The following is a 25,235-nucleotide window of genomic DNA, read 5'->3' as shown; positions in this document are numbered from 1 at the left end:
GAAGGGGAGTGAGATCTCCTTTAAGGAAATCCTGTGGGGGATTCTTTACTCCCTCCCATTCCTGGATATAAGAACTTAATGTTTTCGTAACTTTTCTCTTTTCCCCATTATTGGAGGTTAGAGTTGTTCGTTGTCTTTCAATAATGGAAAGGAGTGTTTCCACTTTTGAGGTTAATGATATTCAAGTGTTATAGGAAATATTCAAGGTTCAAACTATCTTCTGAAGCGAGATGGCTAAATTTCAAGAAATGAACGTTAGTAAGAAACCTTCCTTACTCATAAAAAGGGGAAAGGGGCCATTCTTTTTGTCCAATGGCAGCAGCGGGATGTATAGGAATAGAGGAAATCTTTTCGTTGTCGTTGTGATGTCGAATGAAACCAGAAACATTCCCTGCTTCTATTCAGGCAGGGAATGTTTTTGGTTTTTTTATGCAGCTTCTGTATCTTTTTTATTGTCATTCGCTTTTGTTTTTGCACCAATGGAAAATAGGATGGCCAAGATGAGTATAATAGCGACAAATAGGATGATATTCGATTCGATGATTCTGATCAGGTTACCTAAAACGATTCCAACTAAACCAAAATCAGCATCTCCGAACGTAGTTCCTTGGAACCCTAGGGAGCCTAGAACTGGTAACAACAGGGCTGGTAAGAAGCTAATCATTACTCCATTTGCCATAGAACCAATGATGGCCCCGCGGCGTCCACCTGTTGCGTTTCCGAAGACTCCGGCTGCTGCACCGGTAAAGAAGTGAGGGACCAAGCCGGGAACTATGACTTTCAATCCCAATAAGGGCAAGAATAGCATGCTGATGAGTCCAGCGACGAAGCTGAATAGAAAACCGATGATGACAGCATTTCCGGCAAATGGGAAAATTGCTGGACAATCGAGGGCTGGCTTAGCATTCGGGACAATTTTATCGGCAATCCCTTTGAAGGCTGGTACAATTTCACCAAGCAACATACGGACACCGGCTAAAATGATATAGACCCCGGCAGCAAAGGTAAGCCCTTGCATGAAGGCAAAGACAAGGAAGTTCTGACCATCACTGAGTTCTCCTTCAACGAAGGCTGGTCCAGCGACACCGGCGACGACAAAGAATAGGATGACCATGGTTAATGAGACGGAAACAGAAGTATCTCTGAGAAAACCTAGTGATTTTGGAACTTTGATGTCTTCCGTCGATTTTGATCCTTTTCCGACTGCTTTACCGACTAGAGCGGAAATAAAATAACCGATCGAGCCGAAGTGGCCAATCGCAAAATCGTCGGAACCGGTGACTTTACGTGTGAAAGGTTGAAGCATCGCTGGTGAAAGGACCATCAATGTGCCGAGAATAATCGATCCGAGAAGGATCATGGACGCACCGGAAAAACCTCCAGTGGTTAAGATGACAGCGATTAAACAGGCCATGAACATGGTATGGTGTCCAGTTAAGAAGATATATTTAAAAGGACTGAACCGAGCAAGCAAAATATTGACAATCATACCAAACAACATGATCATCGCTGTCTCTGTACCGAAACTTTCCTGAGCTAGAGCTACAATCGCCTCATTGTTTGGGATGACCCCGTCGACAGCGAAGGCTTCGTTGAACATGCTGCTGAACTGTCCCAGGGACTGGACGAGGACATTCGCCCCGGCTCCGAGAATAACGAAGCCCATCACAGTTTTAAGAGTGCCGGAAACGACATCACCCGAATTTTTGCGTTGCACAAGTAGTCCGATTAAGGCAAATAGACCGACCAGAATCGCAGGGGTACCTAAAATATCCTTCATTATTAAATCAATCATGTGGAACGCTCCTTCGTATTATAGTGGACTTACATATTTTGCTCTAAGGCTTCCCGGAGCTCGTTTTTATCCATCAAGTTCTTAAGTTTCACGACATTTTTATGGCCATCTTCTAGACTTTCGACAATATCCTCTGAACCTAAGAAGAGATCGGCCTGTTCAGTTTTAGCTGTGGTTAAATCGGTGTGGGAGACTTCCGCTTCTTTTCCCATATCCTCTAGCGCTGCTTTTACGTTCATTTCTACGATCATGCTGCTTCCTAATCCATTTCCACATACGACTAATACTTTTTTCATCATTGATTCCTCCTCAAATTTATGAAACTTCGATCGATTGATTGATCAATTCGATCACATTTTTACTATCATTTGCTGCAATCAACTGATTGACATTGTCTTCATTCGATAACATTCCGCTAAGTTGGGCTAATGCTTTTAAATGGGTTTGATTATCGATCGCCGCTAGTACGATGATTAACTGGGCGCGATGTTTTTCTTTTTCGGAAAAATAAACGGGTTCTTTCAATCGTAAGAAGCTCATCCCTAGCTGTTCGACCCCGGTTTCCGGACGTGCATGGGGGATGGCGATTCTTGGTGCGATTACAATATAAGGTCCTAACTCGTTCACGTTATCGATCATAGCCTGAATGTAATGGGGGCGAATCGATTGCTGTTCGACCAAGGGCTGTGCAGCGATTTCGATCGCTTCCTTCCAATTGGACACCTGGTCTTTGAATTGTATCGTTCTTTCGGTCAATAATTCATTGAGCATAGGCTTTCTGAGCTCCTTTGTTCGCGGACTATTTTGGTCCAAAAGGTGAACCAACTCTCTTTTTAGTTCGTCTTTATGATGGATGGTTGCATGTCGTTCGATCACATCCATGAAGTGATCCACCGTATCTTTATCCGTCTGTTTCGAATCAAATAGGCCATTCATTCGTTGTATGACTCTTTCCTTTTCGATGTTTGTCAAGATTGCGGGAACATGGATGACAGGAATATTTTTCGGCTTGATATAATTCGTTGAAAAGATCACATCTGCCTGGTGTTCCTTCCTTTGATATTCCCTCATGGATAGGGTGGTGATGACATTTAAGCCTGCTATCAAATTTTCTAACTGGGTCCGAAGCATGTTGGATGTTCCAATTCCATTTTCACAAACGATGATGGCTCTGAACTTCGTCTTGACCTGTTTCTTCTCCTTCGTCAGCCAGCCTCCGAAGTGTAAGGTGATATAGGCGATTTCTTCATCCGGGATCGTTTTTCCTACATAGAACTCTAAGTGCCTCATCACTCGTTTCGTTAAATAGAAGAGATCTTGATAGGTTTCCTGGATGCTTGGAGCTAGATCGTTAGCAACCTGCACGCCATACTTTAACCGGTAATATGTCGGCTTGACATGAGAAATTAGGTTTTCCTCAAGTCCTTCCTTATCATCGAACACTACACAAGAATACAGCTGAAAATCAGCAATCATTTGTTGAACGACATTTTTCAGTCCTGACCGTTCTCGTTCTGTATAGCGGCTAAAGTCATCGTGCTGGACCTTTGATCCCAACAGATTCATAGTAATGAAGCAAACTTCATCCTCTGGGAAAGCAACCTCCCATAAGTTTTCGAGCTTTTTGGCGATGAGCAGGGAAGCCTGATAAGCCTCCGTCTGCTGTAGTACCTGCTTTTCAGCTGGCTGAACATTAATATATTTCTGTAATTCGATCCGCTTGGTAATCATTAATATTTGTAATGAAAGGATTTCGACCATTTCATCGGTCAGTGTCCATCCTAATTCTTTTTCAGCTTCAAAAAGAAGGTCTCTCACTGAGCGCCGTTGATCGGTTTCCTCTGACCATTGATTGGCTTCCGGCTGAATCATTCTATGAACCTCATTCCGGACATTCTGCCAATTCGGATGCGAGAAAATCGTCGCCAGGATGTCGGAAAGTATGGTTCGTTTTACTTCCTCCGGACCACTCAACCGGTAACCCGAGCCTTTCTGGTAGTACAACTGCAAACCGGCTTCACTAAACTCTTGTTTGATCGTTTTGATTATTTTGGCGATCGTCCCCCGGCTCATACTCGTCAGATCCAAAAAACGCTGCATCGAAGCATCTTGTTCCTCTAATAAAATTTTTGCCTTAATCAGCACCTCGCGTTCCTGCTTCGATAATTGATACTGCCAACCTTCAAAACTCTGATCTTGATCAACCATCAGCTTTGATTTGGTCGCATGAGGCAGAAATAGCCCCTTGCCATGCTTGCTTTCTATCGGTGATAGATGACGGGTTCGTAACCAACTATTAATCTGATCGAGATCATAATAAATCGTACGTTGCGACACATTCATTTTGGCAACCAGATCTTTTGTTGGGATGGGCTCATGCGATTGTTGAATAATGGATAATAAGTGTGCACGTCTTTTATCCAGTGCCATGGGGATCCCCCTTTTTTCTTGCTTCTCCGGAAGGGTATTTGCAAATTTATACTGTTTTTTAATTTTGATGATCATCTTATGAGGTAATTGTAATGCTTTATTGTTGGATTTGAAAGGGGTTTCAGTGTGTAGAGTTTGTATGTTATATTTTTGCAAAATTAAACAGATGGGTTGTTTTTATAAGATTATAGGTCTTTCCCATCTTTGATCTATATCGTTGTGCTCCTTCGAGTGCATCTATCGTTTGAAAGGCTCCTTTTGAACGACAAACGATCCCGGATTATGTATAGAGTTACTAAACAAATGGAAGGGCGTCCTTGACTAAAGGGACAATCCTAAATAAGTGAGAGTCGTCTTTTTTATGTAAATATTTGAAATTATGTGATAATATTTTAATTTATAAGTACAAGGAGGAACTTTAGATGTTGAATTATAATAACCGTCAATTTGTTTCCATAGAGAATACAAAAAGTGGTGAAGTATCTTCCGAAACATATTTCGACTACTATCAAGAGGGAAATGTTTTTTATGGTGATTACTCTGGGGGAGAGATCATTAAAGGGAAAATAGTAGGAATAGTAAATCCTGATGACACTCTAGAATTCCGATATAATCATGTGAACACATCAAATGAAATCAGAGGAGGGACGTGCAATTCTGTTCCCCGCTTAAACGCTGAGGGGAAAATTGAACTGCATGAAAATTGGCAATGGCTGGATAAAAGTCAAACCAAAGGGAGATCGATAGTGAGGGAAGTTTAGACATGATGATTTCATAAAAAGAATATGAAGGAAAAGAACGTCTTGGGGTGAGAGAATTTTCGGGATTAATTCATGTTAGGGTTCCATTCCCATCTAGTGGGCAATTTTCCGATGGGAATAAAAGTGGCTTTTTGTGCGCAGTCGTCCATTTGAGAAGCAATAAAAATATTTAAAATAGCTGGGGAATGATACCCAGCTATTTGTATTAGCCATCCATCTGCAATATTCTACTAAACTTTCTTGGTGAGCTTCGTACGATTATGGAAAGAGATGTATCCAAAGGGGCGATCTCCAATTGAATATTCGGTTAAGAAAACTTTTGATCTAATAGGTCACTTTTTAGCTTAGTTCCCTTTTTCCTTACATACAGTTCCGCAACAAGGAGGTTCGGGACCCAACATAACCATGATATGACCATATAACTGGTTATATAATTTTCCAATCCGTCGATTAGGATGAATATTAGTAGCCATATTCTGAGTGTTACTGCCGCAAAGGTTAATAGGTAGTTTCGAATCATCCACTTACGGTGTAGTTGAATTTGTCGTTGTCTGATCCTATAAAAAGCCATACTACCCGTTGCGAGCCAGAAGATAGATAAGAATCCAAATCCTAAGGTAGCTACTGTTCCACCTGTTGCTTTGAAAGCTAAATAGATTCCAGTAAGTCCACCAAAAAATATACAAATGAAATACAATTTTCCTATTAGCTTATGTCTTTCCAGATTTTTATTTCTTATTTTTCGGGATAAAAGAAAAGGTCCTATCACTAAAGCAAGCAAACTTGAGAAAGCATGAATGTATAACATGGTATACCAAAGTTGGTTTAATACTTCTCCGGATTGAATTTTTGTTATCACAAACCCTGATTTACTAGGGCCCAAAATAAAATATTGCACGAAAGCATACCCAGAAATACTAACGGCAAGGATCGTACTGATTACCCAAAGTATTTTCTTCAAGCCACACACACCTTCCTTTTCCTTATTTCAACCTTCTATTCTGCTTCCAAGCGAATTTCTGAATGAAGAAACATGATAAACCATATAAATAAGCCCTGATGAGTGAATGATAGATCAATTTTTAGTGATTATTCGTGATTTTACCTAATCTTAACTTTGAATAATGAAGAGCCTTAAAAACCACCTTCCATCACTATCCTGAATACCACGAATCCATTTTTGTTCCGTATTGAGAATCTAACTGTAGTTTTTTCTAAACCATTGGGAGGAGCTTGAACATTTTCTTTTAAAGATTTATTCTTCGATTTATCTTTCTAATCTTATTCCAAATTCACCTTCTGGATAAGTGGTTTTTTAATGGTTAGGTGTTGAACTTTTACATACGCTTTCTGCAGTGGTTAGAGAGTTTGCCATGAAGGAAAACGGACGATGAAAAATTCAGTTTTGATTGATGATTCCCCTTTGAGCTGGGACAAATGTAGGTGGAGATAAAGAATGGGAAGATTTTTTATAAAGAACATGGGCCATACTATTAAAATTTTTTGGGGGAGTATATCGTTGCTATAACGAATGAAGTTCAAGAGCGAAGAGAATGAAATGAACTATTGTAAGTGGTTATAAAACAGCACTATTCAAAAAAGCAGAAAGTAGGGAGTGGGCGATGGCTTATAAATGACAATTTGAAGAAGCATATAAATGGATAAAAAGCTGGGGGAAGCCCCCAGCTTTTGTATTAACCATCTATTTGCAACATGCCTTTGAAGCTTTTGGCATATTGATCGGTAGCCATAATCGCATCAGCTACTTCATCTGCTGTAACTGAAAAGGCTTGATGTATGGTTTCTCCTTCGGCTGTAGCAGCTTCAGCTACTTTGAGGATATCTTCTCTTGAAGCATCTTTTAGTTTGATATCTTCTAAAGAAATCGGTAAATCAAGGCTTGTATATAAGGCCATATATTGTTCGATCTCTTCTTGAGGGTGTTCTTCCATCGTTAATTGAACAAGGGTACCAAAAGCTACTTTCTCTCCATGTGTGAGGTGATGGATTTCCCCTTCGAGTGCGGTGAATCCGTTATGAATAGCATGGGCAGCACCTAGTCCACCACTTTCAAATCCAAGGCCGCTGAGAAGGGTGTTCGCTTCAATCACATTTTCTAGAGCAGGGGTTACGACTCGACGTTCGTTCGATTGGTAAGCAAGTAATGCATAATCAAATAATACCTCTTCACATTTTTCAGCTATGGCCTGGGCTGCGAGTGTCGTTTGTCCTCCTGCCATCGTATGGCCGCTATTATTCACTACACTTCTCACCTCTACAAATGTAGCCAGTGCATCGGCAATCCCGGACGCTAAGAAACGAGGGGGTGCTTCTGCAATGATTTTGGAATCTAATAAAACAAGGTCAGGATTCTTGCTATAGAAGCGATAGGATTCAAATACGCCTTCGTCTGAGTAAACAACGGAAAGTGCGCTGGTGGGAGCGTCTGTTGAAGCGGTTGTGGGAACGATTACCGTATACCCTTGCACCTCATCAGAAACGGCTTTTGCCGTATCCAGCGTTTTGCCTCCACCAACACCTATGACGATAGAAGCTTGAGCCTCTTTCGCAATCTCAGCAATCCGATCCATTTCTGTTGGGGATGCTTCGCCTTTGAATACGACATTTTTCGTATTGATGTTGGCTTCTTTTAGGTAAGATACGACATCATCGCCTGCAATCTTCCATACCGTTTCGTCCGCAATGACAACAGCCCTCTCACCCATACCTTCTAAGTGTTGTCCGATCTTTTGAATAGCATTTCTGCCTTGTACATATTTAGCTGGGCTGATGTATACACGTTCCTTCATTCTTAACCCCATCCTTTCTTGATCTATTACAGGGGTTCTTTACCCTTGTAGTCACGATTGTTAAACAAAAATGACAAGAAGAAAGATCATTTCTTTGTCCTTATGTATAGGGAGATGACCACTTCTATTTAGCGCTTAAATGAGACCCCATGTCAAACGCTTTAAAGGCAAGGAGATTGAAATCCCATCGATCTTTCGGATACGTTCGTTTGTCACCATTGTGCTATATATTATCTGCCGGATTCTTTATTCCATACCACCTGGCTGCGTTAAATCTTGGCATTTGAGGGAGATCAAGTTAGCTATTTAACGGTATATAAAAAATAACAATCGTGCACAATACAACAGGCATGAGCTAAATCATGCTGTGTCTACATGTGAAAAGGCGAAAGAATCCCTAAACAACAGGAGGAGATCTCTCATGAACAATAACCAAGGGAACATGAACCAGCAACTGAACAAAATTCAGCAAGAAAGTAAGAAACTTGCGCAACAAGAACAACAAAATGCAGCACAACTTCAACAGCAACAGGGTAGCCAGAAGGCTCAAAATATGGCTCACCTTGAAGCGCAAGCTGCACAGGAGTTAGAAAATATGGCTCAAGGTGCCCAAAACCTTCAAAGCCAAAATAGTCCTAAACAACAAGCCAATTCCGGAACTGAATTTGCTTCTGAGACTGATGTTCAAGAGGTCAAACGCCAGAATCAACAATCTCAAAGAAATAAAAAGTAACCATTTTATGCAATAAAGTAGTGCTTGAATCCGATCCTTATTAATATCAAAGTAGAACACAAAGGAGGCTGCCAGTATAAACAAACTGGCAGCCTTTTGCGATAAGGGGAAACGGTTTTAAACAGCCTGGTTATTGGGTCTAGAGATGAGACTCCCGTGATAGGTGTTTTTTATTAGGCATGCACACATAAAATGTGCGGCCGTTGTAAAAAATAATGACTACGGGAGGGTTACTATGCCTAAGAAAAACCAAAAGTACACGGACTTTGCAAATGTTGAAACACAACGTAATTTTCTAACATCAGAAGAATTCCCAGAGGGTTCTTATGGGAACTCGATAGGGAAGGAAAAAGCTGTCTCGAATAAGGATACACCTTGGCAAGAAGGCCAACAATATTACAGCAACTTTGCTTACGAAAATAGAAATTTACATGCAGGGTTATCTAGACAAGAGGATGGCGCACACCCGACTCATGATGATCAAAACCGTGAATCCGAAGATCCCTATAATGAAGCTCCAAATAAAGCCAACAGTCAAATGGAATAAGTGTATGAGTTTTAAAAGCAAATTGATCTCTTGATTGATTTGCTTTTTTTAATTAACCATTTCTAGAGCTTTCGAAACTTTTATTTTAATTTCTTAAATCAATTTGTCTTACAAATAAATATTCTAAAAATTACGAATTGACATATAAATTCATTTGTCTTACAATTTGATTGACGAACGATAATTAGATAAATTTAGAAGAAAGGAGGTTATTCAAGATGAACGAGTTGCAAAAGGATCTTAATATGAAGACCGTGAAACGTAAAACACTTTCTAATCAAGTGATTGAACAGATTATTGATTTGCTAATGAGTGGCCAACTGAAGGCAGGGGATAAACTTCCCTCAGAAATGAAGTTGATGGATATGTTGAATGTAAGCCGTCCTGTACTTAGAGAAGCTCTCATTTCATTGGAAACCCTAGGAGTAGTCCATCGTAAAACTAGGGAAGGAACTTTTTTCACGGACAGGGTAGGAAGTGAACCTTATCGAATCATGTTAGCGATATCGATGGGCGACATGGAATCTATTATAGAAACTAGGCTATCTCAAGAACTAGGATTGGTTACCTTAGCTGCGGAGAAAATCACGGAGTTAGATTTGAAGCGTTTAGAAGAAAATATCAGAGCAATGGAAGAAGCAGAAGGAGATTATTCAGAGATTGACCGTGAATTTCATAGAATTATTGCCTTTAGCGGAAGCAATCCAATTACAGAGGGGATTATTGACCCGTTGTTAAACATGTACGATAAGACCCTTGAGAACATCCCATTAAAAAATCGTGACAAAGAAAAAACGGTCCAACAACATAGAGAAATATATGAAGCTTTAGAAAACAGAGATCCACTTGCTGCTCACGCAAGCATGCACAGGCATTTAGTTTATGTGAGGGAAAGGCTCAGCTATTAACTAATGAGGAGAGGTTAAATGAATAAAAACAGAAAAGCGCCTACTGGAATATCCGGCTTTCCGGTAGCCCCGTTCAATCATCAAAATGAGCTGGATCAAGAAGCGTTGAAGAAAAATATAGAGTTCCTCTTAGACGAGGGGCTTGAATCTATTTTCATCGCCTGTGGGTCAGGAGAGTTTCATAACTTAAGCAAGAAAGAATATGAAACGATGGTTGAAATTGCAGTAACTATTGTAAATGGTCAAGTCCCTGTTTACACAGGAGTAGGGGGGAACCTCAGTGAAGCATTAGAAAAAGCAAAGATTTCCGAACAAAAAAAGGCGGATGGATACCTGATCCTGCCCCCTTACCTAATAGAAGGGGAGCAAGAAGGTCTATATGAATACTATAAAACGATTGTTCGTAGTACGGATCTTAACGCTATCCTTTACCAAAGAAATAACGCAGTTTTGAAAGCGGATACATTAGAGGGTCTTTTGAATTACGAGCAGGTGGTTGGTCTTAAAGATGGCCACGGAAATATGGAATTAAATATAGAACTTACGCAAAGGTTCGGCAATCGTTTAGGTTGGATTAATGGTATGCCTATGGCAGAAGTGACGATGCCAGCTTATAAACCACTAGGGTTTAATTGTTATTCTTCGGCCATTTCTAATTATATTCCGCATATTTCAAGGATGTTTTTTGATGCTCTGCAATCTGGTGATCAAGATACGGTCAACATGCTATATGAAGATGCTATTCTCCCTATTAATAACATAAGAAGAAAAAGAAAAGGGTACGCTGTCTCCCTGATTAAAGCAGGAATGGAGATCGTGGGATTCCCTGTAGAGAACACTGTCAGGCCCCCTGTGGTGCCAGTAACTAGTGAACATTATCAAGAGCTGAAATTTGTTTTAACGAAAGTGTTGGATAAGTATCCATCCAAAACCGGAATAATCAGTGTAAAATAAGTGAAACTTTTTAGGAGTCTTTTACATTTAATGGAAGGAGTCATATATGACTACAAAAACAAACCAAACGAATCAATTTGTTAATTTTATAAATGGAGAATGGATCGCTGCTGCAAGTAAAGAAAAAATAGTCAATTATAACCCGGCTAACAACGAAGAGGTTGTAGGGGAAGTTGCTAAGTCTTCAGTAGAGGATTTAGATAAAGCGGTTCACTTTGCCAAATCAGCTTCTAAAGGTTGGAAGGATCTCTCAGGAGCAGAAAGAGGACAGTATCTCTATAAAGCAGCAGATATAATGGAACGGCGTTTGGAAGAAATCGCAGAATGTATGACACGAGAAATGGGCAAAACCTATCCTGAAGCAAAAGGGGAAACAGCAAGAGGGGTTGCTATTTTAAGATATTATGCAGGAGAAGGAATGAGAGCAGTTGGCGATGTTATTCCTTCTACAGATAGTGAAGCATTGATGTTTACAACGCGCGTACCACTTGGAGTGGTTGGAGTAATCACTCCTTGGAACTTTCCGGTAGCCATTCCGATATGGAAATCAGCACCTGCTTTAATTTATGGAAACACTATAGTCCTGAAGCCTGCGACGGAGGGAGCTGTGACGTGCGCTAAGGTTATTGAATGCTTTGCGGAAGCAGGTTTACCTAAAGGGGTCATCAATATGGTCACAGGGCCAGGTTCTGTCATAGGGCAAGCTATTGCTGAACACCCGGATGTTCATGGAATCACGTTTACAGGATCCAACCTGGTTGGGAAGCAGATCGGCCATCAGGCATTAGCAAGAGGTGCAAAATATCAATTAGAAATGGGAGGGAAAAACCCTGTTATCGTTACAGAAGATGCCGACCTGGATTTAGCTGTAGAATCTACCATTAGTGGAGGGTTAAAATCTACTGGACAGAAATGTACGGCTACGAGCAGAGTCATCCTTTTAAACGGAATCTATGATAAATTCAAAGAAAGATTACTAGAAAAAGTAAAAGATATAAGCGTTGGAGATGGAATGCAGGAAGGCTCTTGGATGGGCCCTTGTGTAAGTGAGCGGCAGCTGGAAACGGTCCTTCATTATATCGAAAAAGGTAAAGAAGAAAGCGGTAAGCTCCTTGCAGGAGGAAAACGATTAAAAGATGATGACCGTGAAAAGGGTTATTTTGTTGAACCTACCGTTTTTGAAGATGTGAATTCAGAAATGACAATTGCACAAGAAGAAATTTTTGGACCGGTATTAGCCTTAATGAAAGTGGATTCATTAGAAGAAGCTCTTAATCTAGCAAACGACGTGGAGTATGGGTTGAGTGCTTCTATTTTCACAACAAACATCCAACAAATGCTTTCCTTCATTAAAGATATGGATGCAGGACTAGTTAGAATTAATGCTGAAAGTGCTGGTGTAGAACTTCAGGCACCATTTGGAGGAATGAAACAGTCTAGCTCCCATTCCCGTGAGCAGGGACAAGCAGCTAAGGAATTTTTCACCTCTATTAAAACTGTATTTGTTAAATAAATATTGCGTTCCCTGACTCTATTTGAATTATTATAAAACCTTAAAATGTAAGCGTTTAATCTTATGATCCTCATATAAGGGAGTGGTAAATGCGTGAAGAAAATAGTAATAACGACATTTATATTGGTGACTGCTCTTTTACTGTCCGCTTGTGGAAGTGAGTCTAATGCCAGTCAGGATGACGGAAATAATGTTGATTTATCAAGAGTGCGAGTGGTGATTGGTTCCTCATCTACAGGGGGAGACACCTATCAAAATGCTGAAGCCGTAAGCAGGTACTTAGAAGATGAAATGGGCACAAATATGAAAGTAGATGCTATTGGTGCAGTCAAGGCGTTCGATGAACTTTCATCAGCTAAAGACGACGGAAGCACGGTGATGTTCTTCCATGATATGGCTTATTTAGGTGTAGAGTATGGCGCATTTAAAGAAGAGAATAAATTGGAAAATTGGACGATTGGACCTGTAGTAGCGATTAATCCAGGAAACGGCTTTTTAACCAGTGGAGAGGCTCCCTACGATACCCTGGCAGAATCCGCTGAATGGTTAAATGAGAATCCTGAGGAAACCATAACGGTTGCTATTCAAGCTGGTGGTGTTTCCGAGGTTATTTTTGATGGTTACTATCTATGGGCGAAAGAGGAATTCGGAACAGGGGTATCGGACCGAATTAATGTTTATGTGACAGGGTCCCAAGAAGATAAAAACCAAGCATTATGGGATGGAAATGCCGATATTATCCATGGGTCCATTGGAGCCAATGCAGAGTACACAAAGGATGAAGTAGAGGACAAGATCAAAATGAAGTTTTTAGGACTGACGGCTAGTGAGCGTGTGGAGGGATATGATATCCCGACCATGGCAGAACAAGGAATAATGGTGAACGGAAAAGAGTTTACGTTTGATAAAGAATTCTACTTCTTAATGCCGAAAAATGTGGATAAAGAGTTTGCTGACAAATTGGACCAGGCTGTTCAGGAAGTCGTGGGTATGGAGAAGTATCAAGAGGATTTACAAAAGAACTCCTATATAACGAATTATATTCCAGCAAGTGAGTCCACTGAATATTTATTAGAAAAACGTAAAGAAGTCAACAAGATTATTGAAAAAGCACCTGATTTGGATGAAATAGCGCAATAATTTCAAAATAGGGCCGGGAGCGGAAGTGGATCCTGGCCCTTCTCACTAACAATAAAAGAGGTGGGAATATGGAGGATTTACTTACTGTTGAACTTTCATTCAGCGAATATCATCTAATTTTTCCTAGGATAGTCATTACTATCTTATTGATTTTAGGAGCGATCATCGTATTTAGGTACTTTTATAAACGCATGAAACTTGGAAGTTCAAAAAAACGAGATTTCTCTTTTTTTATAGCTACCTATGATAAAACTAAACTTTTCGGTTCGGCAATCCTGCTCTTTCTCTATCCTTTTATGATGGAACGGCTAGGATTTCTGATATCAACAATAGGGTTGATGTTTTTCATGACATTGCTTTTTATAGGAAAGATCAAAAAAACAGCCTTATTTACATCATTGACAAATGCATTAGCTACCACTTTTGTGATTTGGTATGTATTTGGTCAACTGTTCGATATAACTTTGCCATAGAAGGGAGAGAGTTCGTTTGGAGTTGATAGGGGTATTAAGTCCAATGTCTATCTTGCTTTGTTTCCTAGGGGTGTTGATCGGTATCATCTTCGGTTCCATTCCTGGGATGACAGCAACGATGGCCATTGCTATCTTCCTGCCTATTACTTATGCGCTGGATATGATAGATTCAATCGGGTTATTGATTGGTTTATATGTAGGCGGGATCAGTGGCGGTTTAGTTCCAGCTATATTATTAAATATCCCAGGTACACCTTCTTCCCTTTGTACGACATTTGATGGTTATCCTATGACCCAAAATGGACAAGGGGAGAAAGCTCTTAAAGTTGGAATTACAGCTTCACTTATAGGAGGACTTCTGAGTCTTACCATCTTATATTTCTTTGCCCCTCTTTTGGCCTCTGTAGCTATTGATTTTTCATCTGTTGAAAAATTCCTGATTATTATTTTTGCTTTGACCATCATCGCTTCCATATCGAAAGGAAGTCTATTAGTAGGAATATTCAGTGGAATTCTAGGGGTTTTTGTCAGTCTGATCGGCACTTTTGCTGATAACAATGAGATGCGGCTTATTCCTCCGGGTTTGGAAGAACAGCTCGTCTATGGGTTCTCCTTATTGCCCGTTCTCATCGGATTATTTGCTATCGGGCAAATGCTGATAGAAGCTGAAGAGGGAATGAAACCAGCGACCCATCAAAATATTGATTTGAACAAAGGAGAAAAGAGTAGGTTCAAGTTTCGCGTTTTTAAAAATCAAATGGTCAATCTATTCCGATCTTCCGTATTAGGAACATTTATCGGTATTTTACCAGGAGTAGGGGGAAGTGCAGCTTCCATCACTGCATATTCTCAAGCTAAGAGTTTCTCGAAAAAACCAAGTAATTTTGGGAAAGGAGAGCCCGAGGGTCTTATCGCGAGTGAATCAGCTAATAATGGACTTACCGGTGGAGCGCTTATTCCTCTGTTATCCTTAGGTATTCCGGGCGACAGTACCACAGCTATATTGATCGGTGCATTTTTGCTTCAGGGAATTGAGGTAGGACCACTGTTTATTCCTACAAATCCAGATTTGTGGAGCGGGATTGTCTATGCATTGATCATAGCGAATATCGTGATGTTTGCTATGATGTTTTTTTCAATAAGGTACTTTGCCAAGATTGTCTATATTCCAAAGTACATTATATTTCCTATTATTATTGTAATGTGTACGGTAGGTTCTTATGCGATCAACAATGGAGTAATGTTTGATGTGTGGACCCTTCTATTATTTGGTCTTGCAGGTTACATTTTTATGAAAATAGGTATTCAAATTCCGCCATTTTTGATTGGGTTTATTCTAGGAGCTCAATGCGAGAAATACTTTATCGATAGTTTAAAAGGAAATGGAGGAGACCTGACCGTCTTTTTTACAAATGGTCCGGTCGCTCTAGTTTTATGGATTTTAATCATAGGAGCCTTCGTTTATGCAATATTGGATAATCGAAGTGCCAAGAGAAATGATGCAAGAGATGCTTCTTAATAATGAAGTCAGGAGTGATTATAGATGAATTCCATCAAATCTGAAAAGGAAACACCGGTCATCACAGGTGTAGAAGTTTATACGGTAGCCGGACAGGATAGTATGTTGTTAAATTTAAGCGGAGCTCACAGCCCATATTTTACAAGGAACATTGTGATAGTAAAAGATAGCACAGGGGAGATTGGTGTAGGGGAAGTACCTGGTGGAGAAAGCATCAAACAGACCCTTGAGGACTCAAGGGAGTTAATAGAAGGTCAAACTATCGGTAACTATAAAAATATATTAAAAATAGTAAAACAAACTTTCGCCCATCAGGATGCCTCAGGCAGGGGAAATCAAACGTTTGATCTGCGAGTGACCATTCATGCTGTCACAGCATTAGAATCTGCTTTTTTAGACTTATTAGGAAAGTTTCTGAATGTGCCGGCTGCTGCATTGTTAGGGGAAGGAATCCAGAGGGATGAGGTTCCAACTTTAGGCTATTTATTTTATATAGGGAACCGCTTAAAAACGGATCTTCCCTATCGTAAGGAACCGGAAGCAGATAATGAGTGGTTTAGAATTCGCAATGAGCAAGCATTGAATTCAGAAGAAATTGTACGTTTGGCTGAAGCTGCCTATGAGCGTTATGGATTTAACGATTTTAAGCTTAAAGGAGGCGTATTAGAAGGTGACAAGGAAATTGAAGCCGTCACCGCTCTACATGAACGTTTTCCGAATGCAAGAATTACTTTAGATCCTAATGGAGCTTGGTCACTGGAAGAAGCTATTCGCCTATGTAAGGGAAAAAACAATGTTCTTACATATGCGGAAGATCCATGTGGGGAAGATGGAGGGTTTTCCGCAAGAGAAGTCATGGCTGAATTTAAAAAAGCGACAGGACTTCCAACGGCAACCAATATGATTGCGACAGACTGGAGGCAAATGGGGCATGCGATTCAGCTACATTCCGTTGATATTCCGTTAGCGGATCCCCATTTCTGGACGATGAGCGGTTCCGTCCGTGTAGCTCAAATGTGTTCAGAGTGGGGTCTTACATGGGGGTCACATTCCAACAATCACTTTGATGTTTCCTTGGCCATGTTTACTCATGTCGCTGCTGCGGCTCCTGGTGATATCACACCAATTGATACTCACTGGATTTGGCAGGAAGGACAGCACTTAACAAAAAATCCATATAAGATCATCGAAGGAAAAATTAAGCTCCCAGATAAGCCGGGTCTTGGAATTGATATTGACATGAAACAAGTTGAGAAAGCTCATCATTTATATAAGCAAATGAACTTAGGGGCTAGGGATGATGCAAAAGCTATGCAGTATTTGATTCCGAATTGGGCATTTGACCCTAAAAAGCCCTCCTTAGTACGTTCTTAAAATTGCTCATTTTTGAGCGATTTTTTTCTGTAAATATTATCTTTAAGAACTTAAAGTGTTAGCAGAGAGGATAAATCAAAATAATGAATATTAAGAGAAGTATCTGTAAAGTTCGTAGTAGGTTCAACAGCTATAAATCATGTCTTTATTAATAAAACGAATGGAAATAACATTTTATGGATCTGCCTATATTCCTTCATTTGGGTGTCTTGAACCATTAGTCAATGATCCTTATCAATATTTCAAATGCTGCTGCTTTATAAGTGAAAGAACTATCCCATATAAAGTTCCTATCTCTTCGTACAAGTTAGCTGTGGAAAAGACGTTCATCTTTAGCAATTTTTCCAGTTAAGTGAAATTACCTGCTAAAGTATGGTATGCTAACTTATACGAATATGTTGGAACGAGGTGAAGGTATGGAACCGAAATATAGCATCGTCAAAAAATCGATAAAATCCAAAATATTAGATGGTACGTATGAGCCCCATCAAAAAATTCCATCAGAAAGTGAGATGATGCGGCAATTTACTGTAAGCCGCCATACGGTCAGGTTAGCGGTTGGGGAACTTGTCAGCGAAGGGTGGCTCTACCGCGAACAAGGGGCTGGGACTTTTTGTGCTGAACGTACAGAGAAGCAGAGAAAGGAGTCCGGCTCAAGGAAAAATATTGCTATTGTAACGACATACATCTCCGACTATATCTTCCCATCGATCATTCGCGGAGCTGAAGCGTATTTGAGTGACCAAGGCTATCATGTGACATTGTTTAATACAAACAATGACCATGAAAAAGAGAGAATTTATTTAGAAAAGATTATTACTCAAGGATTTGATGGAGCGATTATTGAGCCGACCCAGAGTGCCTTTACAAATCCGAATATCAACTATTATTTGAATCTTGAGCGTCTTGATATTCCATATATTATGATTAATGCCTATTATGATGCGCTGGAACCCGTAAGAGTTGTCGTGGATGATGAACAAGGGGCGTTTTTGCAGACGGAGCATTTGATCGAAAATGGCCATAAGGAGATCCTTGGCTTTTTCAAGACTGATGATATGCAGGGAACACTTAGGATGAAGGGATACTTGAAAGCCCACAGGGAGTATGGAGTCCCGATTAATCCGAAGCATATTGTTAGTTATAATACCACAGAGAAACATACGAAGCCGATGGAAGAATTGAAAGGTTTCTTCAGTCAGCAGGGGGCTCATCCGACAGCAATTGTCTGCTATAACGACGAACTGGCCATGAAGCTTTTGGATGTCATTCGCGATCATCAGCTTCGGGTCCCTGACGATCTATCCATTATTGGATATGATAATTCGTTTTTGGCGGAAATGTCAGAAGTCAAGCTTACCTCCATTGAACATCCAAAATCAGATTTAGGAAAGACGGCTGGCAAGTTAATTTTAAGTATGATTCATCGGAAACATATGAAAAAAGATGTGGGAGAAGAAGTGAAAAGCGTGATTTATTCCCCGGAATTGGTGCTGCGCAGATCGACTAAAAATATCAACGCGACTAGTAAAAGCTTACAAGATGCCACGTAATGGATCGAAAAGAGAGAACTATTCTATCGAATAGTTCTCTCTTTTTTATTTTTGACAATCTTATCAGTATGAGTGCATTCATAAATAACTGAATATTTTAACTTGTATGGATGAGTTGGTGTATGTATAATGATGTCAAAAGGAGGGAGAAACATGAAAGTAAAAACAATACATGACGTGGACGTCCATACTAGTCGGGGAGTTCCGCCTGATTTGCCGAGCAGAGTGAAGGTCGCCATCGCTGAAGAGGTAGAGGCAAATGTCGAGGTCAAATGGAACGATGTGAAAGAACAGGACTTTCAAATACCTGGAAGCTTTAAAGTAGAAGGGACCATTCAAGACAAAGATTACCCCAATCCATTAATTGAACAAAGAGCGGATCCTTATATTTACCTCCATGATGATGGTTTTTACTATTTCACAGCTTCCCATCCGCTTTATGATCGTATTGTCCTGCGCAGAGCAAGTACGATTGAAGGATTACCTGATGCCGAGGAAGTTGTTGTGTGGGAAAAGCATGAGAGCGGCCTGATGTCGGAACATATTTGGGCTCCGGAAATACACTTCATCGATGGCAAATGGTACATCTATTTTGCTGGTGGTGAAAAAGAGGATGTGTGGGCGATTCGCCCGTATGTGTTGGAAAATGATCATGCCAATCCATTAGAAGGTGAGTGGATGGAAAAAGGACAGATCAATACGGAGTTCCAAAGTTTTTCTTTGGATGCAACAACTTTTGAACATAACGGAAAGCGCTTTCTTGTGTGGGCGCAAAAAGTTCAGGAGGATACGATCTCTAACTTGTATATCTCAGAAATGGCGAATCCATGGACCATTAAAGGACCGCAAGTGTTACTGGCTGCTCCTGAGTATGAATGGGAAAAACAGGGGTTTGATGTTAATGAAGGACCGGCAGTGATCGGCCGAAATGGCCGTGTGTTTATCAGTTACTCCGGAAGTGCAACGGATGATCGATATGCAATGGGGCTGCTTGAGGCCGATCAGAACAGTGATCTATTGGATCCCGACTCTTGGACCAAGCATTCGGAACCTGTTTTTGCATCTTGTAAAAAGACAGAAGAGTACGGACCAGGACACAATTCTTTTACAACAGATAAAGATGGCACTGATTTGCTTGTGTATCATGCCCGGCCATACAAAAATATCCAGGGAAATCCGTTGTATGACCACAATCGTCATGCCCGCATTCAGAGGATGTTCTGGAAAAAGGATGGAACACCGTTCTTCGGATACCCGGGTTTTCGTTTAGAAAACAGAAAAGTACGAGCTACTGTTTATGTTAAATAAGCCACGAGTTTTCGTTTCTAACGTGAAAAAAACATATAAAGGAGAGGTTTCATGACATTGAAAAAAAGGTGGAGGAGAGGCTGGGTTATAGCTGCCTTAGGCTTGGCTGCTTTCTTTGTATTTGCCGTGGGAAATGGGGTGGGACTAGCGAAAAGCGATGCGTCTCCCCCCGAAGGAAAAATAGAGATGACGGGGGATATTGGGGATTATGTGCCAGGAGAAATTGATGACCCTGTTCATGATCCATCGATATTTAAGGATGGGGATACGTACTACGTTGTATCAACAGGCGCGTTGAAAACAACGGATGATCCAGGTGGTATTTTTATCCGAAAGTCAGAAGGAACCATTGGAGGCGAATGGGATGCAATTGGTGAAATTCCCGTACCTGAGTGGACAAAAGCCTTCAATGTCGCTCACCTGTGGGCGCCGCATGTTGTGAAAAAAGGCGACACTTTTTACCTTTATTATGTGGCATCTATTTTTGGTACGAATAACTCCGCGATCGGGGCTGCGACAACGAAAACGCCAGGAGATGTAAATTCGTGGAAAGATCTTGGTCCTGTTTTAACATCCGATCCAGGAGAGGTCTATTACAATGCCATTGACCCGATGGTCTTAGAAGATAATGGGAAATGGTGGATGGTATTTGGCTCTCACTTCAGCGGCATTCATATGCAGGAGCTGAAGAATATGACCGAACCGGTCGGGCCTGTCTATTCAATCGCAAGCCGAGCCCAGACTACGGAACATAATTCTATCGAAGGGCCGACTGTGTTCAAAAAAGGGAAATATTATTATTTAGTGACTTCCTGGGATCGCTGTTGTGAGGGTTTAGATAGTACGTACAAGATAGCCATCGGACGATCGGAATCCATTACGGGGCCTTATGTAGACAAAGAAGGTGTACCGCTTTTAGAAGGAGGAGGAACGGTAATCTTAACGAGTGAAGGTAATCAAGTCGGTCCAGGTGGACAGGATTATATCCATGACCGCGGCCGAGACTATTTACTATACCACTATTATGACGGGGATGCGGATGGAATTATTCGTATGCAAGGGAGTAGCTTGACCTGGAAGGACGGCTGGCCGACAGTCCCCCAATAAGTGAAAGGAGAAAGGCAGGAGTGAAAATCCTGTCTTTTTTTAACTCATTAAAACTTATGAAGCCCTCTTTATGTTGACTGAACTGGATTTTAGAGGGTAGTTTAAAAAATTACTTATTTTCTGTCTAATTTATTCTTGAACGTACGTACGAATTAGTATAATATAAAGTCAAACACTTGAAAATATACGTATAAGTTGAAAGGGGAGGAAGCTGAAATGCTGGAGGATTTAAAACAGCAAGTGCTTGAGGCAAACAAGGATCTTCCTAAACATCATCTTGTCACATTTACATGGGGAAATGTAAGCGGTTTTAATCAAGAAAAACAACTTGTGGTGATTAAACCGAGTGGAGTACCTTATGAGGAGCTGGAGCTAGAAGATTTAGTGGTGGTCGACCTACAGGGGAATGTAGTGGAAGGAAAATGGAAGCCATCATCAGACACACCGACACACACGGCCCTATATCGGAAATATCCATATCTAGGCGGCGTTGTACATACCCATTCGCCTTGGGCAACCAGTTGGGCCCAGGCGGGGCGGGACATTCCTTGCCTAGGAACGACGCAGGGAGATTATTTTTACGGGGGGATTCCATGTACGCGAAAACTTACCAGTCAGGAAATCAACACAGATTATGAAGAGCAGACCGGTAACGTAATTATAGAAACATTTGAGAAGAGAGGACTTCAGCCGGGTCAGGTTCCTGGAGTACTTGTCCATAGCCATGCCCCGTTTAATTGGGGACATCACCCGAAAGACGCGTTACACAATGCCGTTGTCTTAGAAGAGGTAGCGAAAATGGCTTTACACACCTATCAAATCAATCCGGATACTCCTGAAATGGATCAAGCTTTATTAGATAAGCACTATTTGCGGAAGCATGGCGTGAATGCGTATTACGGTCAATGATTGAGTGAGGAGGAACGTTGAATGTCAACAAAATATGCGATTGGAGTCGATTATGGTACAGAATCAGGTAGGGTGGTGTTAGTGTCACTGGCTAATGGGGAAGAAGTTGCCGATCACGTGACACCTTATCCGCACGGCGTGATTGATGAGCGGCTGCCAGGAACAACTATTGAACTTGGGCATGAATGGGCACTACAGCATCCGAATGATTATATTGAAGTTCTCGAGCAATCGATTCCTGCTGTGATCAATTCTTCTAGGGTGGACCCTGAGGATATCATTGGTCTTGGGATTGATTTTACAGCCTGTACGATGCTCCCCATCGATGAAAATGGCTTACCGCTATCGTTTAGTGATTCTTGGAAAAACGATCCGCATAGCTGGGTGAAATTATGGAAGCACCATGCGGCACAGGATAAAGCTAATCAACTGAATGTTATGGCTGAACAGCGCGGGGAAGAATTTTTGAATCGGTATGGTGGGAAAATTTCTTCGGAATGGATGATTGCAAAAATCTGGCAGATCCTTGACGAAGCACCCGAAATCTATCAAGCTGCCGATCAATTTGTAGAAGCAACAGACTGGGTCATCTCCCAGATGACGGGTACCCTGCTGAGAAATAGCTGTACAGCTGGTTATAAATCGATATGGCATAAACAAGAGGGTTATCCAAGCAAAGACTTTTTTCAAGCATTGGATCCTCGGTTAGCAGATATAACAGATACGAAGTTAAGAGGGGACGTCGTCTCATTAGGGACTAAGGCTGGTGGCGTAACGAAGGAAATGGCGAAACGGACTGGTTTACTGGAAGGCACTCCTGTAGCCGTAGGAAATGTCGATGCCCATGCTGCAGTTCCTGCTGTTGGAGTGACGTCACCTGGAAAAATGGTCATGGCTATGGGGACATCTATCTGCCATTTACTGCTTGGGGATGAAGAAAAACATGTCGAGGGCATGTGCGGAGTGGTAGAAGACGGGATTATTCCTGGGTTGTACGGATATGAAGCAGGGCAGTCCGCCGTTGGAGATATTTTTGCCTGGTATGTCGATCATGGGATCCCCCCCTCTGTAAAGGACGCTGCTCATGAACGAGGATTAAATGTACATCAATATTTAGAAGAAAAAGCTTCGAATTATAGGCCAGGAGAAACGGGCCTTCTTGCTTTAGATTGGTGGAATGGAAACCGTTCTGTCCTTGTTGACACGGAATTAAGCGGGATCCTCATCGGTGCTACGCTGCAAACGAGACCCGAAGAAATCTATCGGGCACTTATTGAAGCAACTGCATTCGGAACAAGAAAAATCGTCGATGCCTTCCATCATAATGGGGTGCCAGTCGAAGAATTGTATGCGTGCGGCGGACTTCCACAGAAGAACAAATTGCTCCTGCAGATTTATGCGGATGTGACGAACCGAACGATCAAGGTTGCGGATTCTAAGCAAACGCCGGCTCTTGGTGCAGCGATGTTTGGTGCAATCGCGGCCGGCAAAGAGCGAGGTGGATTTGACCATGTCGTTGCTGCTGCCGAACAAATGGCACGGATAAAAGAAGATACGGTTGAGCCGATTCCCGAGCACGTTGAAATCTATGAAGAATTGTACAAGGAATATTCGACCCTTCATGACTATTTCGGTAGAGGAGATAATCAAGTCATGAAACGTTTGAAAGCGCTTAGAAATTCTGCGGATATGGGGAAGGGGAATGTTTATGTTAAAAACTAAGCCTTATGAATTTTGGTTTGTGACAGGAAGTCAGCACTTATACGGGGAGGAAGCATTACGAGAAGTGAAGGCTCACTCCGAGGAAATCGTAGATCAGTTGAATGAATCCCAGCACTTACCGTTTAAACTTGTCTTTAAGTCCGTCTTAACATCATCAGAGGAGATCTATAAAGTGATGGGGGAAGCAAATACGAATGAGCAGTGTGCTGGTCTAGTGACTTGGATGCACACCTTTTCCCCTGCAAAAATGTGGATGGCTGGTTTGAAGGCACTACAGAAGCCTTTGCTTCACCTGCATACTCAATATAACCGGGAAGTGCCCTGGGAATCGATCGATATGGATTTTATGAACTTGAACCAATCGGCGCACGGAGACCGGGAGTTTGGATTTATGGTTTCCCGGCTGAATATTGCTCGGAAAGTGGTTGTTGGCTACTGGCAGGATGAGGATGTCGTCAAAAAATTATCCGGATGGATGAAAACAGCCGTAGCTCATACCGAAGGCAACCACATTCGTGTGGCTCGTTTTGGGGATAACATGCGTCATGTAGCTGTAACCGATGGAGATAAAATAGAAGCCCAAATGAAATTCGGCTGGACGGTTGATTATTATGGTATTGGTGATTTAGTAGCGGAAATTGACACAGTTTCTGAACAGGAAGTCGAAGATTTATATCATACGTATAGGGAATTGTATGAGCTTGAGGATGATAGCGAGGAGGCTCAAGGATCTATAAAAGAACAAGCCCGTATTGAGCTTGGCTTGAAGTCATTCCTATCTTCAAGAAATTACAATGCATTTACGACTAATTTTGAAGACTTGCATGGTATGAAGCAGCTGCCTGGGTTAGCTGTGCAGCGTTTGATGGCGGAAGGTTACGGCTTTGCAGGAGAAGGAGACTGGAAAACAGCAGCGCTATTGAGGATGATGAAGATTATGGCTGACAATAAAGGTACCTCCTTCATGGAAGATTATACGTACCATTTAGAGAAAGGAAAGGAAATGATTTTAGGATCACACATGTTGGAAGTGTGCCCGACGGTTTCCGCCACAAAACCTGCCATGGTGGTCCATCCATTAACAATGGGGGATCGGGAAGACCCAGCCAGACTCGTGTTCGATGGTCGAGGAGGAGAAGGCATCAATGTGTCCCTCGTCGAAATGGGGGGGCGTTATCGGATGATTATCAATGAAGTGAAGGCACATCAGCCGGAAATAAGCACCCCGAACTTGCCTGTAGCCAAGCTCATGTGGGAACCTAAACCATCATTATCTCAGGCCACAGAAGCATGGATTCATGCCGGTGGTGCTCATCACACGGTATTTTCCTTCCAAGTCACCTCGGAACAATTGTGCGACTTCGCCGACATGGCAGGTGTCGAGTGTCTAGTGATTGATGAAGATTTGAATATGAGGCAATTTTGCAATGAATTAAAGTGGAACCAAGCGGTATGGAGTTAAACGGTAGGGATTCGTGGACAGCGGATCCCTTCTTCTCGATGATAGAAAGAAAGATAACGTGGAGAGAATTATCAATTATACGGATGAGTTTTGTTCTTCCTAAGAAAAAACTTATTGACCACTTATAAAGGGAGTGATACTATTTTACATAACCAATCTATCCAATGATTTTTTGTATGCGCTATCATTTTAGTTGTTTTCGTTTTCAAGAGGAAAA

General features: G+C 41.4%; 21 protein-coding genes. 16 read left to right on the top strand and 5 right to left on the bottom strand.

Annotation, left to right across the window (positions count from 1 at the left end):
- Nucleotides 1-427: 427 nt before the first annotated feature.
- From ulaA to BLW54_RS14875, 3 genes are read right to left on the bottom strand one after another with little or no spacing between them, the layout of a single operon-like run.
- Nucleotides 428-1,795 (bottom strand): PTS ascorbate transporter subunit IIC, encoded by a 1,368-nt coding sequence (gene ulaA, locus BLW54_RS14885; protein WP_035510535.1) that lies wholly within the window; start codon nucleotides 1,793-1,795, stop codon nucleotides 428-430.
- A 29-nt stretch (nucleotides 1,796-1,824) separates the two neighbouring features.
- On the bottom strand, nucleotides 1,825-2,091 hold the full coding sequence (locus tag BLW54_RS14880) for a PTS sugar transporter subunit IIB (RefSeq protein WP_035510537.1): 267 nt from the start codon (nucleotides 2,089-2,091) through the stop codon (nucleotides 1,825-1,827).
- 19 nt (nucleotides 2,092-2,110) lie between these two features.
- On the bottom strand, nucleotides 2,111-4,225 hold the full coding sequence (locus BLW54_RS14875) for a BglG family transcription antiterminator (RefSeq protein WP_074735517.1): 2,115 nt from the start codon (nucleotides 4,223-4,225) through the stop codon (nucleotides 2,111-2,113).
- A 422-nt stretch (nucleotides 4,226-4,647) separates the two neighbouring features.
- Here BLW54_RS14875 and BLW54_RS14870 point away from each other — a divergent pair, with 422 nt between their 5' ends.
- Complete coding sequence (locus BLW54_RS14870; RefSeq protein WP_208598925.1) at nucleotides 4,648-4,986, top strand: avidin-fold protein; 339 nt, start codon at nucleotides 4,648-4,650, stop codon at nucleotides 4,984-4,986.
- 307 nt (nucleotides 4,987-5,293) lie between these two features.
- On the opposite strand, the gene BLW54_RS14865 is transcribed toward BLW54_RS14870, so the two are convergent.
- Both BLW54_RS14865 and BLW54_RS14860 read right to left on the bottom strand, forming a co-directional pair.
- Nucleotides 5,294-5,947 carry a DUF2306 domain-containing protein gene (locus BLW54_RS14865; protein WP_074735515.1) on the bottom strand — a complete coding sequence of 218 codons (654 nt, stop codon included), beginning with the start codon at nucleotides 5,945-5,947 and terminating at the stop codon, nucleotides 5,294-5,296.
- Nucleotides 5,948-6,680: 733 nt separating this feature from the next.
- A complete protein-coding gene (locus BLW54_RS14860) occupies nucleotides 6,681-7,796 on the bottom strand; it encodes a glycerol dehydrogenase (protein WP_074735513.1) in 1,116 nt (371 codons plus the stop codon).
- A gap of 421 nt (nucleotides 7,797-8,217) precedes the next feature.
- On the opposite strand from BLW54_RS14860, the gene BLW54_RS21000 reads away from it, so the two are divergent.
- The 15 genes from BLW54_RS21000 to araA all read left to right on the top strand — a co-directional run bounded on the left by BLW54_RS21000 (nucleotide 8,218) and on the right by araA (nucleotide 25,018).
- Nucleotides 8,218-8,529, top strand: a complete 312-nt coding sequence (locus tag BLW54_RS21000) for a gamma-type small acid-soluble spore protein (protein ID WP_244153525.1) — start codon at nucleotides 8,218-8,220, stop codon at nucleotides 8,527-8,529.
- Nucleotides 8,530-8,764: 235 nt separating this feature from the next.
- Nucleotides 8,765-9,076 (top strand): hypothetical protein, encoded by a 312-nt coding sequence (locus BLW54_RS14850; RefSeq protein ID WP_074735510.1) that lies wholly within the window; start codon nucleotides 8,765-8,767, stop codon nucleotides 9,074-9,076.
- A 218-nt stretch (nucleotides 9,077-9,294) separates the two neighbouring features.
- Nucleotides 9,295-9,984, top strand: a complete 690-nt coding sequence (locus tag BLW54_RS14845; protein ID WP_074735508.1) for a FadR/GntR family transcriptional regulator — start codon at nucleotides 9,295-9,297, stop codon at nucleotides 9,982-9,984.
- An 18-nt stretch (nucleotides 9,985-10,002) separates the two neighbouring features.
- Nucleotides 10,003-10,938: a 5-dehydro-4-deoxyglucarate dehydratase gene (kdgD, locus tag BLW54_RS14840; RefSeq protein ID WP_074735505.1), complete on the top strand. Its 936-nt coding sequence runs from the start codon at nucleotides 10,003-10,005 to the stop codon at nucleotides 10,936-10,938.
- A gap of 46 nt (nucleotides 10,939-10,984) precedes the next feature.
- Nucleotides 10,985-12,451 carry an alpha-ketoglutaric semialdehyde dehydrogenase GucD gene (gene gucD / locus BLW54_RS14835; protein ID WP_074735502.1) on the top strand — a complete coding sequence of 489 codons (1,467 nt, stop codon included), beginning with the start codon at nucleotides 10,985-10,987 and terminating at the stop codon, nucleotides 12,449-12,451.
- 93 nt (nucleotides 12,452-12,544) lie between these two features.
- Nucleotides 12,545-13,591, top strand: coding sequence for a tripartite tricarboxylate transporter substrate-binding protein (locus BLW54_RS14830; RefSeq protein ID WP_074735500.1), 1,047 nt, complete (start codon nucleotides 12,545-12,547; stop codon nucleotides 13,589-13,591).
- A 68-nt stretch (nucleotides 13,592-13,659) separates the two neighbouring features.
- Nucleotides 13,660-14,064: a tripartite tricarboxylate transporter TctB family protein gene (locus BLW54_RS14825; protein WP_074735497.1), complete on the top strand. Its 405-nt coding sequence runs from the start codon at nucleotides 13,660-13,662 to the stop codon at nucleotides 14,062-14,064.
- 43 nt (nucleotides 14,065-14,107) lie between these two features.
- On the top strand, nucleotides 14,108-15,583 hold the full coding sequence (locus tag BLW54_RS14820; protein ID WP_074735494.1) for a tripartite tricarboxylate transporter permease: 1,476 nt from the start codon (nucleotides 14,108-14,110) through the stop codon (nucleotides 15,581-15,583).
- Nucleotides 15,584-15,607: 24 nt separating this feature from the next.
- Nucleotides 15,608-16,957 carry a glucarate dehydratase gene (gudD, locus tag BLW54_RS14815; RefSeq protein ID WP_074735491.1) on the top strand — a complete coding sequence of 450 codons (1,350 nt, stop codon included), beginning with the start codon at nucleotides 15,608-15,610 and terminating at the stop codon, nucleotides 16,955-16,957.
- Nucleotides 16,958-17,373: 416 nt separating this feature from the next.
- Entirely contained in the window at nucleotides 17,374-18,510 is a 1,137-nt protein-coding gene (locus tag BLW54_RS14810) for a GntR family transcriptional regulator (RefSeq protein ID WP_035510546.1), read from the top strand.
- Nucleotides 18,511-18,663: 153 nt separating this feature from the next.
- On the top strand, nucleotides 18,664-19,818 hold the full coding sequence (locus BLW54_RS14805; RefSeq protein ID WP_035510548.1) for a family 43 glycosylhydrolase: 1,155 nt from the start codon (nucleotides 18,664-18,666) through the stop codon (nucleotides 19,816-19,818).
- Nucleotides 19,819-19,869: 51 nt separating this feature from the next.
- Nucleotides 19,870-20,925, top strand: coding sequence for an arabinan endo-1,5-alpha-L-arabinosidase (locus BLW54_RS14800; protein WP_083391545.1), 1,056 nt, complete (start codon nucleotides 19,870-19,872; stop codon nucleotides 20,923-20,925).
- A 216-nt stretch (nucleotides 20,926-21,141) separates the two neighbouring features.
- A complete protein-coding gene (gene araD, locus BLW54_RS14795) occupies nucleotides 21,142-21,834 on the top strand; it encodes an L-ribulose-5-phosphate 4-epimerase (RefSeq protein ID WP_035510550.1) in 693 nt (230 codons plus the stop codon).
- 21 nt (nucleotides 21,835-21,855) lie between these two features.
- Nucleotides 21,856-23,556, top strand: a complete 1,701-nt coding sequence (locus BLW54_RS14790; RefSeq protein WP_074735488.1) for a ribulokinase — start codon at nucleotides 21,856-21,858, stop codon at nucleotides 23,554-23,556.
- A complete protein-coding gene (araA, locus tag BLW54_RS14785; protein WP_035510553.1) occupies nucleotides 23,543-25,018 on the top strand; it encodes an L-arabinose isomerase in 1,476 nt (491 codons plus the stop codon). The genes BLW54_RS14790 and araA overlap by 14 nt, the downstream gene beginning before the upstream one ends.
- Nucleotides 25,019-25,235 lie beyond the last annotated feature (217 nt).

Origin of the sequence: Halobacillus karajensis (genome assembly GCF_900108515.1) — a bacterium.
Classification (GTDB): Bacteria; Bacillota; Bacilli; order Bacillales; family Halobacillaceae; genus Halobacillus; species Halobacillus karajensis.
This window is presented reverse-complemented; position numbering and strand designations above follow the sequence as displayed.